Source organism: Duganella sp. Leaf126, from assembly GCF_001423125.1.
Lineage (GTDB): Bacteria > Pseudomonadota > Gammaproteobacteria > Burkholderiales > Burkholderiaceae_D > Rugamonas.
In genome coordinates this window covers 70,058-85,557 of record NZ_LMNW01000035.1, presented here as the reverse complement: position 1 = coordinate 85,557, position 15,500 = coordinate 70,058, and the positions used below count along the sequence as shown (strand labels likewise).

General features: G+C 63.7%; 18 protein-coding genes. 14 read left to right on the top strand and 4 right to left on the bottom strand.

The features are described 5' to 3' along the window. Window positions 1-27: 27 nt before the first annotated feature. The 11 genes from ASF61_RS20695 (at window position 28) to ASF61_RS20645 (ending at window position 9,445) form a co-directional block, all read left to right on the top strand. Complete coding sequence (locus ASF61_RS20695; protein ID WP_056160728.1) at window positions 28-813, top strand: hypothetical protein; 786 nt, start codon at window positions 28-30, stop codon at window positions 811-813. 139 nt (window positions 814-952) lie between these two features. Beyond that, the gene (gene iscR, locus ASF61_RS20690; protein WP_056160450.1) at window positions 953-1,435 is read left to right on the top strand and encodes a Fe-S cluster assembly transcriptional regulator IscR; all 483 of its coding nucleotides are present in this window, start codon (window positions 953-955) and stop codon (window positions 1,433-1,435) included. Between the two features lie 44 nt (window positions 1,436-1,479). Next, a complete protein-coding gene (locus ASF61_RS20685) occupies window positions 1,480-2,736 on the top strand; it encodes an IscS subfamily cysteine desulfurase (protein WP_056160448.1) in 1,257 nt (418 codons plus the stop codon). 51 nt (window positions 2,737-2,787) lie between these two features. After that, window positions 2,788-3,177 (top strand): Fe-S cluster assembly scaffold IscU, encoded by a 390-nt coding sequence (gene iscU / locus ASF61_RS20680; RefSeq protein ID WP_056160443.1) that lies wholly within the window; start codon window positions 2,788-2,790, stop codon window positions 3,175-3,177. Window positions 3,178-3,435: 258 nt separating this feature from the next. Continuing rightward, window positions 3,436-3,759, top strand: coding sequence for an iron-sulfur cluster assembly protein IscA (iscA, locus tag ASF61_RS20675; RefSeq protein WP_056160441.1), 324 nt, complete (start codon window positions 3,436-3,438; stop codon window positions 3,757-3,759). A 16-nt stretch (window positions 3,760-3,775) separates the two neighbouring features. Then, on the top strand, window positions 3,776-4,291 hold the full coding sequence (hscB, locus tag ASF61_RS20670; protein WP_056160439.1) for a Fe-S protein assembly co-chaperone HscB: 516 nt from the start codon (window positions 3,776-3,778) through the stop codon (window positions 4,289-4,291). 71 nt (window positions 4,292-4,362) lie between these two features. After that, window positions 4,363-6,243 (top strand): Fe-S protein assembly chaperone HscA, encoded by a 1,881-nt coding sequence (gene hscA, locus ASF61_RS20665; RefSeq protein ID WP_056160438.1) that lies wholly within the window; start codon window positions 4,363-4,365, stop codon window positions 6,241-6,243. Between the two features lie 149 nt (window positions 6,244-6,392). Then, window positions 6,393-6,734: an ISC system 2Fe-2S type ferredoxin gene (gene fdx, locus ASF61_RS20660; RefSeq protein WP_056143563.1), complete on the top strand. Its 342-nt coding sequence runs from the start codon at window positions 6,393-6,395 to the stop codon at window positions 6,732-6,734. Window position 6,735: 1 nt separating this feature from the next. Further along, on the top strand, window positions 6,736-7,653 hold the full coding sequence (locus tag ASF61_RS20655; protein ID WP_082491860.1) for an SAM-dependent methyltransferase: 918 nt from the start codon (window positions 6,736-6,738) through the stop codon (window positions 7,651-7,653). A gap of 14 nt (window positions 7,654-7,667) precedes the next feature. After that, on the top strand, window positions 7,668-8,705 hold the full coding sequence (ltaE, locus tag ASF61_RS20650) for a low-specificity L-threonine aldolase (RefSeq protein WP_056160724.1): 1,038 nt from the start codon (window positions 7,668-7,670) through the stop codon (window positions 8,703-8,705). Continuing rightward, window positions 8,702-9,445, top strand: a complete 744-nt coding sequence (locus ASF61_RS20645) for an rRNA pseudouridine synthase (protein ID WP_056160437.1) — start codon at window positions 8,702-8,704, stop codon at window positions 9,443-9,445. The genes ltaE and ASF61_RS20645 overlap by 4 nt, the downstream gene beginning before the upstream one ends. On the opposite strand, the gene ASF61_RS20640 is transcribed toward ASF61_RS20645, so the two are convergent. The 4 genes from ASF61_RS20640 to ASF61_RS20625 are packed head-to-tail and all read right to left on the bottom strand — an operon-like array spanning window position 9,442 to window position 11,708. Then, complete coding sequence (locus tag ASF61_RS20640) at window positions 9,442-9,978, bottom strand: RDD family protein (protein ID WP_056160435.1); 537 nt, start codon at window positions 9,976-9,978, stop codon at window positions 9,442-9,444. The genes ASF61_RS20645 and ASF61_RS20640 overlap by 4 nt on opposite strands. Beyond that, window positions 9,965-10,729 (bottom strand): DUF3106 domain-containing protein, encoded by a 765-nt coding sequence (locus ASF61_RS20635; protein WP_056160433.1) that lies wholly within the window; start codon window positions 10,727-10,729, stop codon window positions 9,965-9,967. Before ASF61_RS20635 ends, ASF61_RS20640 begins: the two co-directional genes overlap by 14 nt. Then, complete coding sequence (locus tag ASF61_RS20630; RefSeq protein ID WP_056160431.1) at window positions 10,729-11,145, bottom strand: DUF3619 family protein; 417 nt, start codon at window positions 11,143-11,145, stop codon at window positions 10,729-10,731. Before ASF61_RS20630 ends, ASF61_RS20635 begins: the two co-directional genes overlap by 1 nt. Further along, window positions 11,142-11,708: an RNA polymerase sigma factor gene (locus ASF61_RS20625; protein ID WP_056160429.1), complete on the bottom strand. Its 567-nt coding sequence runs from the start codon at window positions 11,706-11,708 to the stop codon at window positions 11,142-11,144. Before ASF61_RS20625 ends, ASF61_RS20630 begins: the two co-directional genes overlap by 4 nt. A 463-nt stretch (window positions 11,709-12,171) precedes the next feature. Between ASF61_RS20625 and ASF61_RS20620 the strand changes: the two genes are divergently transcribed. From ASF61_RS20620 to ilvC, 3 genes are read left to right on the top strand one after another with little or no spacing between them, the layout of a single operon-like run. Continuing rightward, window positions 12,172-13,911, top strand: a complete 1,740-nt coding sequence (locus ASF61_RS20620; protein WP_056160427.1) for an acetolactate synthase 3 catalytic subunit — start codon at window positions 12,172-12,174, stop codon at window positions 13,909-13,911. 1 nt (window position 13,912) lies between these two features. Beyond that, on the top strand, window positions 13,913-14,404 hold the full coding sequence (ilvN, locus tag ASF61_RS20615; RefSeq protein ID WP_026637011.1) for an acetolactate synthase small subunit: 492 nt from the start codon (window positions 13,913-13,915) through the stop codon (window positions 14,402-14,404). 57 nt (window positions 14,405-14,461) lie between these two features. Then, on the top strand, window positions 14,462-15,478 hold the full coding sequence (ilvC, locus tag ASF61_RS20610; RefSeq protein ID WP_056160722.1) for a ketol-acid reductoisomerase: 1,017 nt from the start codon (window positions 14,462-14,464) through the stop codon (window positions 15,476-15,478). Window positions 15,479-15,500 lie beyond the last annotated feature (22 nt).

Genomic DNA, 15,500 nt, shown 5'->3' with positions numbered 1-15,500 from the left:
CGCGCCTTTCCGACCAGCCTAGCCGCCATGACGCTCCCCGTTCTTCCCGATTCGATCCTTGCCGCCCTCGATGGCGCCCACGCTTCCTGGCGTCCCTTGCTGATCGAGGGGCTGCACGCAGTGATGGCTGCCAACCCCGACTACCTGTCGCAGCTGGCGACCGATGAATACCTGCCCACCGGAGGCCGCCTGTTTGCCGCCTTTGCCCTGCCGCTGGACCAGGTGCGCTACGTGCTGGTGGGCGAGGGGCCGTACCCGCGCGCTGCCAGCGCCACCGGCGTGTGTTTCATGGATGGTGCGGTGGGCAGCCTGTGGTCGGACGAGGACGGCGGCGGCCTGTCGAAGGCGGTCAACAAGGCCACGTCGCTGCGCAACTTCATGAAGATGCTGCTGGTGGCCGACGGACAACTGCAGGCCGACCAGACGTCCGGCGATGCCATGGCAGCCGTGTCGGCGCGCGCGCGCAGCGGCGCCGGCAGCCATATCCAGACCCTGCGCCAGCTGCAGGACCAGCTGACCGCGCACGGTTTCCTGCTGCTCAACGCGTCGCTGGTGTTCCGCAGCCACGTGGCGCCAGCCAGGGACGCCAAGGCCTGGCTGCCGTTTTTCGCGACCGTGATGGCCGGCCTGGCAGCACAGGCGGCCAGCACGCCGACCATGGTTTTGTGGGGAAAGATCGCCGAACTGCTGAGGAAATTGCCGGTGATGGACGCGTTTCCGCAGATCGTGGCCGAGCATCCGTACAACCTGAGCTTCATCGGCAATGGCGCGATGCAGGCGCTGTTTGGACCGATGCAACTATTGAAACCGTAGTCGCAGGCAGGATCGGGCGGCGGACCGGCAAGCTTCGGCAAAATTTGGTATACTTGACTAATTCGATCAACTACTCGGCTGGTAGCGGTTAGCGCGGCAGGGCAGGAAGGGTCGATATTTTAACCGAACCGAGGTAGTGATGCGTCTGACCACCAAAGGCCGTTTTGCTGTGACTGCGATGATCGACCTGGCTTTGCGCCAAGGCAAGGGCCCGGTCACGCTCTCGGGCATCAGCCAGCGCCAGGCCATCTCGCTGTCGTACCTCGAGCAGCTGTTCGGCAAGCTGCGCCGCCACGAGATCGTCGAATCGATCCGCGGTCCGGGCGGTGGTTACAGCCTGGCCCGGCGCGCGGACAAGGTGACGGTGGCCGACATCATCATCGCTGTTGACGAGCCGCTCGACGCCACCCAATGCGGCGGCAAGGAAAACTGCCACGGCGCCGATGCGGCCAGTGGCGTGCGCTGCATGACCCACGAGCTGTGGGCCACGCTGAACGAAAAAATGGTTGATTACCTCGATTCCGTGTCCTTGCAGGATCTGGTCGATCAACAGAAGCAAAAGCATGCCGACCAGAGCGTGGTAGTCATGCACCGCAATGAAAACCAGGCTGCAGTGGGTTGAGCGCTGTGCTCGCCAGACCAAACAAAGATGAACGGAGTTTCCCGATGAACGCCCCAGAAAAAAATCTCGCCGCCGTAAAGTTCCAGACCGCGCCGCATTTTCCTATCTATATGGATTATTCGGCCACCACGCCGATCGACCCGCGCGTGGCCGATGCCATGATTCCGTACCTGCGCGAGCAGTTCGGCAACCCGGCGTCGCGCAGCCACATGTACGGCTGGACCGCGGAAAAAGCGGTGGAAGAGGCGCGTGCCAACGTGGCCGCCCTGGTCAATGCCGACCCGCGCGAAATCATCTGGACCTCGGGCGCCACCGAGTCGAACAACCTGGCCATCAAGGGCGCGGCGCACTTCTACAAGACCAAAGGCAAGCACATCATCACGGTCAAGACCGAGCACAAGGCCGTGCTTGACACCGTGCGCGAACTGGAACGCCAGGGCTTCGAAGCGACCTACCTGGAGCCGCAGGATAACGGCCTGATCACGATCGAGCAGCTGACCGCCGCCATCCGCCCGGACACCATCCTGGTCTCGGTCATGCTGGTCAACAACGAGATCGGCGTGATCCAGCCTATCGACGAGATCGGCGCCCTGTGCCGCTCGAAAGGCATCATCTTCCACTGCGACGCCGCGCAAGCGACCGGTAAAGTGGTGATCGACCTGCAAAAGACCAAGGTCGACCTGATGACCTTTACCGCCCACAAGACCTATGGCCCGAAAGGCGTGGGCGCGCTGTACGTCTGCCGCAAGCCGCGCGTGCGCATCGAGGCGCAGATGCACGGTGGCGGTCACGAGCGCGGCCTGCGGTCGGGCACGCTGCCGACCCACCAGATCGTCGGCATGGGCGAGGCATTCCGCCTGGCCAAGGTCGAGATGGACACCGAGATCGCCCGCATCAAGGCGCTGCGCGACCGCCTGGCCAAGGGCCTGCAGGAAATCGAGGAAACCTATATCAACGGCGACATGGACCACCGCGTGCCGCACAACCTCAACGTCAGCTTCAACTACGTCGAGGGCGAGTCGCTGATCATGGCGGTCAAGGACCTGGCCGTGTCGTCCGGTTCGGCCTGCACTTCGGCCAGCCTGGAACCGTCGTACGTGCTGCGCGCCCTGGGCCGCAGCGACGAACTGGCGCACAGCTCGATCCGCTTTACCATCGGCCGCTTCACGACCGAAGAAGACATCGACTTCGCCATCGAGCTGATGAAGTCGAAAGTCGGCAAACTGCGTGAACTGTCGCCGCTGTGGGACATGTTCAAGGAAGGGGTCGACATCAACTCGATCCAGTGGGCCGCGCACTAAGGCTGTTACTGCGCGCACGAATCAAACATAGACAAGATCAGGAGCACTACCATGGCTTACTCGGAAAAAGTACTGGACCACTACGAAAACCCCCGCAATGTCGGCGCTTTCGACAAGGGCGATGAAAGCATCGGCACCGGCATGGTCGGCGCGCCGGCCTGCGGCGACGTGATGAAACTGCAGATCAAGGTCGGCGCCGACGGCCTGATCGAAGACGCCAAGTTCAAGACCTATGGCTGCGGTTCGGCCATCGCCTCGAGCTCGCTGGTTACGGAATGGGTCAAAGGCAAGACCCTGGACCAGGCCCTGGCCATCAAGAACACCCAGATCGCCGAAGAACTGGCGCTGCCACCGGTCAAGATCCACTGCTCGATCCTGGCTGAAGACGCGATCAAGGCTGCGGTGCAGGATTACCAAGCCAAGCACCCTGCGGTCGCATAAAGTTGTTGAAATGCGACCGTGGCGTCGTTGCGGCGGCTTGCCGTACTAGCGTACTGTCTTCGCCGCCGCGCCTAGCCACAATCGCATTGCAACAACTTTGGTTTTGTATGAAGTTGTTGACATGCAACCGTGGCGTCGTTGCGGTGGCGCATTTTTTTACTGTACTAACGTGCTGTCTTCGCCGCTGCGCCTAGCCACAATCGCATTGCAACAACTTTGGTTTTACATAGGCCGGCTGTCGCCGGCACGGAGAATGACATGGCAATTACCCTGACCGAAAAAGCAGCCAAGCACATCAATCGCTACATCGAACGCCGCGGCAAGGGCGTCGGGCTGCGGTTCGGCGTGCGCACGACCGGCTGCTCGGGCCTGGCGTACAAGCTCGAGTATGTCGATGAAATCGCCGACGAGGACAGCGTGTTCGAGTCGCACGGCGTCAAAGTGTTCGTCGATCCGAAAAGCCTGCCGTACATCGACGGCACCGAACTGGACTTCGCGCGCGAAGGCTTGAACGAAGGCTTCAAGTTCCACAACCCGAACGAAAAAGACGCTTGCGGTTGCGGCGAGAGCTTCCGTATCTGACTGCGCAGCCGAGCTTATGCAAAATCACTTCGAGCTGTTCCAGTTGCCGCAGCGGTTCGCCGTCGATGCCGGCGCGCTTGACAGCGCCTACCGCGACGTCCAGAGCCGGGTCCACCCGGACAAGTTCGTCAACGCGACCGACGCTGAAAAGCGCGTCGCCATGCAATGGGCCACGCGCGCCAATGAAGCGTACCAGACGCTGAAGAACCCGCAAAAGCGCGCGCAGTACCTGTGCGAGCTGCACGGCGTGGACCTGCAGACGGAATCGAATACGGCCATGCCGGTGGCCTTTCTGATGCAGCAGATGGAATGGCGCGAGGCGCTGGGCGACGCCCGCGCCGCGAAAGACAGCGACGCACTGGACGCGCTCGACCGTGACCTGCGCGCAGCCCGCAAGGCGCAGCTGGCCGAGATCGAACGCCAGCTCGACGCTGCCGATTACGCCGCTGCCGCGCAAGGCGTGCGTGCATTGATGTTCCTCGAAAAATTCGGCGAAGAAGTCCGCTTCGCCTTCGAAGCAATCGACGCCTGACGCTGACGCAGCGGGGCCGGCCCCGGCCCGCTGAGCACCCAGGCAAACCCACAAGAATACAGGCTCCACCGATGGCACTTCTGCAAATCTCCGAACCAGGCATGTCCACCGCACCGCACCAGCACCGGCTGGCGGTCGGGATCGATCTTGGCACCACCAACTCGCTCGTCGCCACCGTGCGCAACAGCATTCCGGAAGTGCTGAACGACGAGGATGGCCGGCCGCTGTTGCCGTCGGTGGTGCGCTACCTGCCCAACGGCCACGCCAACATCGGCTACAAGGCCCAGCAGGCGCACGCGCTCGATCCGAAAAACACCATCGTTTCGGTCAAGCGCTTCATGGGACGCGGCCTGGCCGACATTGCCTACGTGGAGAACATGCCGTACGACTTCCAGGACGCGCCCGGCATGGTGCAGCTGCGCACCGTGGCCGGCGTGAAAAGCCCGGTCGAAGTGTCGGCGCAAATCCTGGCGACCTTGCGCCAGCGCGCCGAGGATTCGCTCGGCGACGACCTGGTGGGCGCGGTGATCACGGTGCCTGCCTACTTCGACGACGCCCAGCGCCAGGCCACCAAGGATGCGGCCCAGCTGGCCGGCCTGAACGTGCTGCGCCTGCTCTCGGAACCGACTGCAGCGGCAATCGCCTATGGCCTCGACAACGGCTCGGAAGGCATCTATGCCGTGTACGATCTTGGCGGCGGCACCTTCGACATCTCGATCCTGCGCCTGTCGAAAGGCGTGTTCGAGGTGCTGGCCACCGGCGGCGATTCGGCCCTCGGCGGCGACGACTTCGACCACCGCCTGTTCTGCTACATCCACCAGCAGGAAAAGCTGGCGCCGCTGTCCGACGAGGACACGGCCACGCTGATGATCAAGGCGCGCGAAGCAAAAGAGCTGCTGTCGACCAAGGCCGAAGTGACGGTCGATGCGGCGCTCAGGTCGGGCGAGGAAGTCCACCTGCGCATCAGCGCCGAGACCTTCCACGAGATCACCAAACACCTGGTCGCCAAGACCATGAACGCGATCAAAAAGGCGCTGCGCGACGCCAATGTCGATGCCGACGATGTCGACGGCGTGGTCATGGTCGGCGGCGCCACGCGCATGCCGCACGTGCAGCGCGCAGTCGGCGAGTATTTCCACACCACGCCGCACGCCAATATCGACCCCGACAAGGTGGTGGCGCTCGGTGCGGCCGTGCAGGCCAATCTGCTGGCCGGCAACCGCGCCGCCGGCGACGACTGGCTGCTGCTGGACGTGATCCCGCTGTCGCTCGGTATCGAGACCATGGGCGGGCTGGTGGAAAAAATCATCCCGCGCAATTCCACGATTCCGTGCGCGCGCGCGCAAGAGTTCACCACCTTCAAGGATGGCCAGACCGCGCTGGCCGTGCACGTGCTGCAGGGCGAGCGCGAGCTGGTGACCGATTGCCGCTCGCTGGCGCGCTTCGAGCTGCGCGGCATTCCGCCGATGGCGGCCGGCGCGGCGCGCATCCGCATCACGTACCAGGTCGATGCGGACGGCCTGCTGTCGGTGTCGGCGCGCGAACTGCGCTCGGGCGTGGAAGCGTCGATCAGCGTCAAGCCGGCCTATGGGTTAGGGGACGACGACGTCGCGCGCATGCTGCAGGAATCGTACAAGTCGGCCGAAGTGGACATGGTGGCCCGTGCGCTGCGCGAAGAGCAGGTCGAGGCCGAACGCATCCTGCTGGCCACGCAGGCGGCGCTGGACGAAGACGCGGCGCTGCTGTCGGGCGAAGAGCGGGCGGCAGTCGATGCGCTGCTGGCCGCCACCCGCCAGGTGCTGGCCGACTCGCAGACCGGCGCTGCCGACCACGGCGCCGTGAAAGCGGTGGTAGAAGCCCTGGCCCACGGCACCGAGGAATTCGCGTCGCGCCGGATGGACCGCAGCGTGCGCAGCGCGCTGGCGGGCAAGGCGCTGAACCAGGTAGTGTAAATCGTCGCCGTGAGCGGCGATATGGTCATTCCCGCGCAGGCGGGAATCCAATTTCGCCAGCGGACCGGCAGCGCATAACAATGAGATTTCCGCCTGCGCGGGAATGACGGCTTCGCGGTCGCAAAGCCATAAAACCATAGAGGTATCAAGTGCCACAAATCGTATTCCTGCCCCACGCCAAGCTGTGCCCGGACGGCGCCGTCGTCGAAGCCAAGCCGGGCCAGACCCTGTGCGACATCATGCTCGAGAACGACATCAACATCGAGCACGCGTGCGAAAAGTCGTGCGCCTGCACCACCTGCCACGTGCTGGTGCGCGAGGGCATCGAGTCGCTGAATGAAGCGAGCGAAACCGAAGAAGACATGCTGGACAAGGCCTGGGGCCTGGAAGCCGTATCGCGCCTGTCGTGCCAGGCCGTGGTGGCCGACGAAGACATGGTGATCGAGATACCGAAATACACGATCAACCACGCCAGCGAAGGCAGCCACTGAGATGGCGTCTGCCAAATCCGGCGCCCACAAGCTGACCGGCAAGCCGGTGGCGCCGAAGATCGGCGCCACCGTGACCGCCGCCGACAACATGCCCGAAATCCGCGCCGGCCAGACCGTGGCCCTGCTGCAGGAACTGCACATCCTCACGCGCGACGGCAAGATGAACCAGGACAGCCGCCGCAAGCTCAAGCAGGTGTATCACCTGTACCAGTTCATCGAGCCGCTGCTCAAGGACGTGCTGGCCGAGAAGGGCGCGGTGTCGCTGGTCGATCATGGCGCCGGCAAGTCCTACCTCGGCTTCATCATCTACGACCTGTTCTTCAAGACGCTCGCAGCCGGTTCTCACATCTACGGCATCGAGACGCGCGAAGAACTGGTGGCGCGCTCGCAGCAGCTGGCCGCGCAGTTCGATTTCCCCGGCATGTCGTTCCTGCCGCTGTCGGTGGCCGAGTCCACCGCCTCGACGCTGCTGCCGCCGCAGATCGACATCGTCACCGCGCTGCACGCCTGCAACACGGCCACCGACGACGCCATCGATTTCGCCCTGAAGAAAAAGGCGCAACACCTGGTGCTGGTACCGTGCTGCCAGGCCGAAGTGGCGTCGGTGCTGAAGAAGAACAAGGGTCAGTCGCTGGGCAAGTCGGCGCTGTCCGAGATCTGGCGTCACCCGATCCATACGCGCGAATTCGGCAGCCAGATCACCAATGTGCTGCGCTGTTTGCAACTGGAAGCGCATGGCTACCAGGTCACGGTGACCGAGCTGGTAGGCTGGGAGCACTCGATGAAGAACGAGCTGATCATTGCGACCTACAAGAACCTGCCGCGCCAGCGGCCGACCGAGCGCCTGAAGGAAGTGCTCGACACGGTGGGCCTGCAGGAACTGGAACAGCGCTTCTTTACCGCACCACACCAACAGTGAAGGGACAGGGCACGATGGCCGAGCAACACGCGGGTAATCAAGACGACGGCTGGCTCGATTTGCGCAGCGACACCGTAACCCGCCCCGGCGCGGCCATGCGCGCTGCCATGCATGCGGCCGACGTCGGCGACGATGTGTACGGCGACGACCCGAGCGTCAACCGGCTGCAGGAATACGCGGCCGACCTGTTCGGCTACGAGGACGCGCTGTTCGCGCCATCGGGCACGCAGAGCAACCTGCTGGCGCTGCTGGCCCACTGCGGCCGCGGCGACGAATACCTGGTCGGCCAGGAAGCCCATACCTACAAGTACGAAGGGGGCGGGGCGGCCGTGCTCGGCAGCATCCAGCCGCAGCCGATCGTCAACCAGCCCGACGGCGCCATTGCGCTGGGCGACATCGCCGCGTACATCAAGCCTGACGATTTCCACTATGCGCGCACGCGCCTGCTGGCGCTGGAAAACACCATCGGCGGCCGCGTGCTGGGACTCGACTACACGCGCCAGGCCACCGCGCTGGCCCACGACAAGGGCCTGGCCACCCACCTCGATGGCGCGCGCCTGTGCAATGCGGCCGTCAAGCTCGGCGTCAGCCCGCGCGCGGCGCTGGCCGGTTTCGACAGCGCCTCGATCTGCCTGTCGAAAGGGCTCGGGGCGCCGGTCGGCTCCATCCTGTGCGGCAGCCGACCCCTGATCAAGGAAGCCAAGCGCTGGCGCAAGATGCTCGGCGGCGGCATGCGCCAGGCCGGCATGCTGGCCGCCGCCGGCCTGTACGCGCTCGAGCACCATATCGACCGCCTGGCCGACGATCACGCCAACGCCGCCTACTTTGCCGGCGAACTGGCCAAGATGAAGCACATCACGGTCAGCACGCCGCAGACCAATATCTTTTTCGTCGACATGCCCGCCTTCGTCTGCCAGGGCCTGAGCGACGTGCTGCAACTGACCCGCATCCGCGTGTCGATGGCGCCCCGGCTGCGCATCGTCACGCACATGGATGCCTCGCGCGACGACATCGAGCGCGCGATTACCGTATTTGGAGATTTTTTCGGATGAACACCGCTGACCGTGACAACACCGTGCGCCTGGCCAAGCGCCTGGCCGAAGAGCGCCCGTGCTCGCGCCGCGAGGCCGAGGTGTATATCGAGGGCGGTTATGTCAGCGTCGATGGCGTGGTGGTGGAAGATGCCGGCGCCCGCGTGACGCCGGCCCAGCAGATCGCGGTGTCTGCCGACGCCACCCTGCTCGAAATCGTGCCGGTCACGCTGCTGCTGCACAAGCCGGCCGGCGTCAACGGCGGTATCGGCAAGGACGGCCAGCAGGCGCTGCACCTGCTCAAACCGGAGACCCTGACCCGTACCGCGCCGGCCCAGCGCGTGTTAAAGCGCCACTTTGCCAACCTGACCCTGACCACTCCGCTGGAGACGACGGCCAGCGGCTTGCTGATCTTCACCCAGGACTTCCGCGTCACGCGCAAGCTGGTCGATGACGCCGGCAAGATCGAAGAGGAAATCATCGTCGAGGTGGCCGGCCAGATCCGCGACAACGGCCTGGCCTTGTTGAATCATGGCCTGCCGTTCAACGGCAAGCCGCTGCCGCCGATCAAGGTCAGCTGGCAAAACGAAAACCGCCTGCGCTTTGCCGTCAAGGCGCCCAGGCCGGGCCAGATCGCGCACATGTGCAAGATGGTGGGGCTGGAAGTGGTGTCGATGAAGCGCATCCGCGTCGGCCGCATCGCCATGGCCAGCCTGCCGGCGGGCGAGTGGCGCTACCTGCAGGACCACGAGCGCTTCTAACGGGGCGTGTCCGCGGCTGCGGACCGCGTTTTTTTGGGCGGCGCCGGCAGCTGCACCAGCCGGGTGCCGGCCAGCCGGTCGTGCAGGAACTGGCGGTCCCTGTCCAGCAATGCCGTCAGCGACCACAGCAACACGCCGGCGCCGACGGCGCCCAGCGCCTGCCAGTGCTGCAGGCCGAACACGCCGCAGACGACCAGGGCCGGCAACACCCACAACCAGCACAGCAGGTAGCGCAGCGCGGCCACGCGCGGCGCCACGCGGTCGTGGCCCGGATGGATCAGCTGCAGGCGCCAGGTGCGCATGGCCAGGGTCTGGCCGGTACGCGTCCACTGGTGGATGAAATAAATGCCGAGCACGACGAAGGCCAGCACCTGGCGCAGGTGTTCGATGGCGGACGTATGGCCGGCGCCGGTGGCCATCTCGAAGATCAGGAACGGCAGGAACAGGACCGCAAACGCCAGCAACAATTCATACACCATCGCCACCAGGCGGCGCCTGATGGTGGGGAAAACGGTGGCGTTATTTGGCGGCATCGGGGGCGACCGGCGCCGGCGTCGCTGGCGGCTGCGCTGCAGCGGAAGGTGCGGCCGGCGCAGCTGCGGGGGCAGCGGGTACCGGCGCGATATTCGAGGCGTTCGGCCAGGCCTGGCCGGTGGCCGGATCGATCCACGGCGCCGCAGGCGCGGCCACGGCGGCGGCGGCTGCTGCGGGCGGCACGGCCGCATGCGGCTTGATCGGCGGTGGCAGCTGCTGCTTGCTCTGGGTGGGCGTGGGCAGGTTGGCCAGCTGCTTCCTGCTGGCGGCGCTGGCGGCCCGCGCGGCCAGCTGCTGCTTCTGCGTCTCGGACAACTGCTGGTAGCTTTCCCACTGCGTGGATTTTTTCGACGGATCGACCTTTTGCGCACGGGCGAAGTTTTCGCGGACCTGGCGCCGCTCTTCCGGCGTCATGCGCACCCACTCGCGCATCCGCTCCTGCACGCGCAGCTGCTCGTCCGGTTTCATGGCGGTGTAGCGCTTGGCGATGGCCAGCCATTTCTGCTTGCGGATCGGCTCGACCCGGTCCCACTCGGCAGCGAGCGGCTCGAGCGCGACTTGTTGCGCCGGCGTCAGGTCTTTCCACAGGATTTTTTCAGGCGCCACCGGCGCGCCGATCGGATTCAGGCTGACGGCCGTCAGCGCCGACGGCGCGTTCGCACTCGGACCGACCCACGCTGCACCACCTGCTGCTACCGCCAGCACCGCCAATGCGGCAATGCCCATCCCGGCCGAACCACTGACCGCCATTATCGCTCGCTCTGTGCCAGGTAGGCGTTGAAGCCATGGTCGAGGTAGGCCGTGGGCGGCAGCTCGTCGGACAGCACGGCCGCATCCATCTCGGCCAGGTCGGCGATGCGCTGCTGCTCTTCGAAGTGGTAGATGCCGGTCAGGCCGCCGACCAGCAGCAGCAGGGGCAGCGCCACGCCCATGCGGCCGAGCCAGCCGAAGCCCTGCGACAGGACGCCGCCTTCGCCACCGTCGCCTGCCGCAGCGAGCCGGGTCTGGCGCATGGCAAGGGGCGCGGCCATGTGGGCTTTTTTGCGCGCCATGGCCAGCTTGCGCGCCTGCGCCAGGCGGTCGGTGGTGGAAGCGGGCAGGTCGTCGAGCCGCTCGTTGAGCGCGTGGCGCACCTTGTACGCGAAATTGAGATCGTCGGTGTTCATAATTTAATTCCCAAGGCTTTGAGCGAGGCGGCCAGTGCGTGAGTAGCGCGTGAGCAATGCGTCTTCACGCTCCCTTCGGAACATCCCATTGCTTCGGCTGTTTCAGCCACATCCATGTCCTGCCAATAACGCATCAGGAACGCTTCCCGTTGACGCTCCGGAAGCTTTTGTACCTCGTTATCGATCAATTCCAGCATCTGCTGGCGCTCGACCTTGTCGGCGGACGATTCGGCAGCTTCGGAACCTTCCTCAGCGAAAGATTCCAGTATATCAAAGTCCTCCTCGCCATCTTTCGACGACCCCATGCCGGAAAACAGCGTGACCCAGGTATTGCGGACCTTTTCGCGCCTGAAGTAATCGAGGATGGTGGTCTGCAGGATGCGCTGGAACAGCATGGGCAGCTCGGCAGCCGGCTTGTCGCCGTATTTTTCGGCGAGCTTGATCATCGCGTCCTGCACGATGTCCAGGGCCGATTCGTCCTTGCGCACCGCGTAGACCGCTTGCTTGAAGGCGCGCCGTTCGACGTTCTCGAGGAAGTCGGAGAGTTCTTTGTCTGTGGCCATGCTGGAGGTAGTGGAAAACTGAGCGCATCCTAGCAAAAATCCCACGTTTTTGCATGGTTTTACGTCTTTCCACCCACTTTATGCACCGGCAAGCAGCCTTTTTCTACTTTGTTCTTGCTCAACATGGTGCAGTGGGTGTACCGTATGGGACGCTTTGAACACCCCGAAGCTGTATGGTCATGTCGCCGCAGGCACACAACGCCGCCCTCGGCATGACGCGCTTTCATATGTAGGCAGTTTGTTCTGACCCGCGCCACAAGCGCGAGAGGTAGGCACAACCGCTACAGAATTCCGGCGAAACGATTAGATGCGTTTTAGCGCCATTTTGCCCGTCACTACGGTTGGCGGAAGAGGTGGGCGTGACCGCATGAGCAAGGGACGTCGGGCAAGCTGTAGGGGTAGGCGTATTTCGCGAGGGAAGAACATCCGATCAATCTCCAATGGACCTTGAAAGGAATGTTTCATGAACACCGAAGCATCTTCGCAATCTGGTAATCAATTCACTGGCGCCGAAATACTGGTGCGCTGCCTCGCGGAAGAGGGCGTCGAGCACGTCTTCGGCTATCCCGGCGGCGCCGTGCTGTACATCTACGACGCCATCTTCAAGCAAGATAAATTTCAACACGTTCTGGTACGCCACGAGCAGGCCGCGATCCACGCTGCCGACGCCTATTCGCGCAGCTCGAACAAGGTCGGCGTGGCGCTGGTCACGTCCGGTCCCGGTGTCACCAATGCCGTCACCGGTCTGTCCACCGCCTACATGGATTCGATCCCGATGGTGGTGATCTCGGGCCAGGTGCCGAGCCACGCGATCGGCCAGGATGCGTTCCAGGAGTGCGACACGGTCGGCATCACGCGCCCCGTGGTCAAGCATAATTTCCTGGTCAAGGACGTCAAGGACCTGGCGGAAACCGTCAAGAAAGCCTTCTTCATCGCCTGTACCGGCCGTCCCGGTCCCGTGCTGGTCGATATTCCGAAGGATATCTCGATGCACAAGACCACGTTCTCGTACCCGAAAGAGGTCGAGATGCGCTCGTACAAGCCGGTGGACAAGGGCCACGCGGGCCAGATCCGCAAGGCGGTGCAGCTGCTGCTGCAAGCGGAACGGCCGATGATCTATACCGGCGGCGGCGTCATCCTGGCCAATGCGTCGTCCGAGCTGAACAAGCTGGTCGACAAGCTCGGCTTCCCGGTCACCAACACGCTGATGGGGCTGGGCGCCTACCGCGCCTCGAGCGAGCACTTCCTCGGCATGCCCGGCATGCACGGCACCTACGAAGCGAACATGGCCATGCAGCACTGCGACGTCCTGATCGCCATCGGCGCCCGCTTCGACGACCGCGTGATCGGCAACCCGAAACACTTCGCATCCCATCCGCGCAAGATCATCCACGTCGATATCGACCCGTCGTCGATTTCCAAGCGCGTCAAGGTGGACATACCGATCGTCGGCAACGTCAAGGACGTGCTGATCGAATTCCTGGCCCAGCTCGACGCCACCGAGGCCAAACCCAATGCCCCCGCGCTCAAGAGCTGGTGGCAGCAGATCGCCGAATGGCGCGGCAAGGAGTGCCTGAAGTTCGCCGGGTCCGACCTCGTCATCAAGCCGCAGTCGGTGGTGCAAAAAGTGTGGGAAGTGACCCGCGGCGACGCCTTTATCACGTCCGACGTCGGCCAGCACCAGATGTGGGCGGCGCAGTACTACCCGTTCGACAAGCCGCGCCGCTGGATCAACTCGGGCGGCCTCGGCACCATGGGCGTGGGCCTGCCGTACGCAATGGGCGTGCAGATGGCCAACCCGGATGCGACAGTTGCCTGCATCACCGGCGAAGGCTCGATCCAGATGTGCATCCAGGAACTCGCCACCTGCAAGCAGTACCACCTGACGCCGAAGATCATCATGCTCAACAACCGCTTCCTGGGCATGGTCCGCCAGTGGCAGCAGATCGATTACGGTTCGCGCTATTCCGAGTCGTACATGGATTCGCTGCCCAACTTCGAGAAGCTGGCCGAGGCCTATGGCCACGTCGGCATGCGCATCGAAAAGCCGGGCGATGTCGATGGCGCACTGCGCGATGCCTTCGCCATGAAGGACAAGCTGGTGTTCATGAACTTCATCACCGACCAGTCGGAGAACGTGTGGCCGATGGTCAAGGCAGGCAAGGGCCTCTCCGAAATGCTGCTCGGCTCGGAGGACTTATAACATGCGACACATTATTTCTGTCTTGCTGGAAAACGAAGCGGGCGCCTTGTCGCGCGTGGTTGGCCTGTTCTCGGCCCGCGGCTACAACATCGAAACCCTGACCGTGGCGCCGACCGAAGACGCGACGCTGTCGCGCATGACCATCGTCACCAGCGGCTCGGACGACATCATCGAGCAGATCACCAAGCACCTGAACCGCCTGATCGAAGTGGTGAAGGTGGTGGACCTGACCGAAGGCCAGCACATCGAACGCGAGCTCATGCTCATCAAGGTGCGCGCCGTGGGCAAGGAGCGCGAGGAAATGAAGCGCACGGCGGACATCTTCCGCGGCCGCATCATCGACGTCACCGAAAAGTCCTACACGATCGAACTGACCGGCGCCAAGAGCAAGCTCGACGCCTTCATCGACTCGATCGACCGCGCGTCCATCCTGGAGACGGTCCGCACCGGCGGCTCCGGCATCGGGCGCGGCGAACGCATCCTCAAAGTTTAATTCGGGTACGGCCTGCGGCACGTACCAGTTCACCATACAAAATATATAGGAATGATCATGAAAGTTTTCTACGACAAAGACGCCGACCTCTCCCTGATCAAAGGTAAAAATGTGGCCATCATCGGTTACGGCTCGCAAGGCCACGCCCACGCGCAAAACCTGACCGAATCGGGCGTCAACGTTACCGTCGGCCTGCGCAAGGGCGGCGCTTCGTGGAACAAGGTCGAGCAGGCCGGCCTGAAAGTGGCGGAAGTCAACGACGCGGTCAAGGCAGCCGATGTCATCATGATCCTGCTGCCGGACGAGAACATCGCTCAGGTGTACGCCGAAAACGTCGCCCCGCACGCCAAGCAGGGCGCCGTGCTGGCCTTCGCCCACGGCTTCAACGTCCATTACGGCCAGGTGGTGCCGCGCGCCGACCTCGACGTGATCATGGTCGCGCCGAAAGCACCGGGCCACACCGTGCGCGCCACCTACACGCAGGGCGGCGGCGTGCCGCACCTGATCGCCGTGTACCAGGACAAGTCCGGCACTGCCCGCGACATTGCGCTGTCGTATGCATCGGCCAACGGCGGCGGCCGTGCCGGCATCATCGAAACCAACTTCCGCGAAGAGACCGAAACCGATTTGTTCGGCGAACAGGCCGTGCTGTGCGGCGGCGCCGTCGAGCTGATCAAGGCCGGTTTCGAAACCCTGACAGAAGCCGGCTATGCGCCGGAAATGGCCTACTTCGAGTGCCTGCACGAGCTGAAACTGATCGTCGACCTGATCTATGAAGGCGGCATCGCCAACATGAACTACTCGATCTCGAACAACGCCGAATACGGCGAGTACGTGACCGGCCCGAAAGTAGTGACCTCGGCCACCAAGGATGCAATGCGCCAGTGCCTGAAGGACATCCAGACCGGCGAATACGCCAAGTCCTTCATCCTGGAAAACAAGGCCGGCGCACCGACGCTGATCTCGCGCCGCCGCCTGAACGCGGAGCACCAGATCGAAGAAGTCGGCGCCAAGCTGCGCGCGATGATGCCGTGGATCGCCAAGAACAAGATGGTGGACCAGTCGAAGAACTGAGGCGCTTCGCGCGATCCAAAAA

Coding starts and splice junctions, on each gene's coding strand:
- ASF61_RS20655 (WP_082491860.1), top strand. CDS start 6,736: ATGGCGTCTGCCAAATCCGGCGCCCACAAGCTGACCGGCAAGCCGGTG.
- ASF61_RS20620 (WP_056160427.1), top strand. CDS start 12,172: ATGAACACCGAAGCATCTTCGCAATCTGGTAATCAATTCACTGGCGCC.
- iscR (WP_056160450.1), top strand. CDS start 953: ATGCGTCTGACCACCAAAGGCCGTTTTGCTGTGACTGCGATGATCGAC.
- ASF61_RS20635 (WP_056160433.1), bottom strand. CDS start 10,729: ATGGCGGTCAGTGGTTCGGCCGGGATGGGCATTGCCGCATTGGCGGTG.
- ASF61_RS20630 (WP_056160431.1), bottom strand. CDS start 11,145: ATGAACACCGACGATCTCAATTTCGCGTACAAGGTGCGCCACGCGCTC.
- hscB (WP_056160439.1), top strand. CDS start 3,776: ATGCAAAATCACTTCGAGCTGTTCCAGTTGCCGCAGCGGTTCGCCGTC.
- iscA (WP_056160441.1), top strand. CDS start 3,436: ATGGCAATTACCCTGACCGAAAAAGCAGCCAAGCACATCAATCGCTAC.
- ASF61_RS20695 (WP_056160728.1), top strand. CDS start 28: ATGACGCTCCCCGTTCTTCCCGATTCGATCCTTGCCGCCCTCGATGGC.
- iscU (WP_056160443.1), top strand. CDS start 2,788: ATGGCTTACTCGGAAAAAGTACTGGACCACTACGAAAACCCCCGCAAT.
- ASF61_RS20685 (WP_056160448.1), top strand. CDS start 1,480: ATGAACGCCCCAGAAAAAAATCTCGCCGCCGTAAAGTTCCAGACCGCG.
- ilvC (WP_056160722.1), top strand. CDS start 14,462: ATGAAAGTTTTCTACGACAAAGACGCCGACCTCTCCCTGATCAAAGGT.
- ASF61_RS20645 (WP_056160437.1), top strand. CDS start 8,702: ATGAACACCGCTGACCGTGACAACACCGTGCGCCTGGCCAAGCGCCTG.
- ASF61_RS20640 (WP_056160435.1), bottom strand. CDS start 9,978: ATGCCGCCAAATAACGCCACCGTTTTCCCCACCATCAGGCGCCGCCTG.
- ASF61_RS20625 (WP_056160429.1), bottom strand. CDS start 11,708: ATGGCCACAGACAAAGAACTCTCCGACTTCCTCGAGAACGTCGAACGG.
- ltaE (WP_056160724.1), top strand. CDS start 7,668: ATGGCCGAGCAACACGCGGGTAATCAAGACGACGGCTGGCTCGATTTG.
- hscA (WP_056160438.1), top strand. CDS start 4,363: ATGGCACTTCTGCAAATCTCCGAACCAGGCATGTCCACCGCACCGCAC.
- ilvN (WP_026637011.1), top strand. CDS start 13,913: ATGCGACACATTATTTCTGTCTTGCTGGAAAACGAAGCGGGCGCCTTG.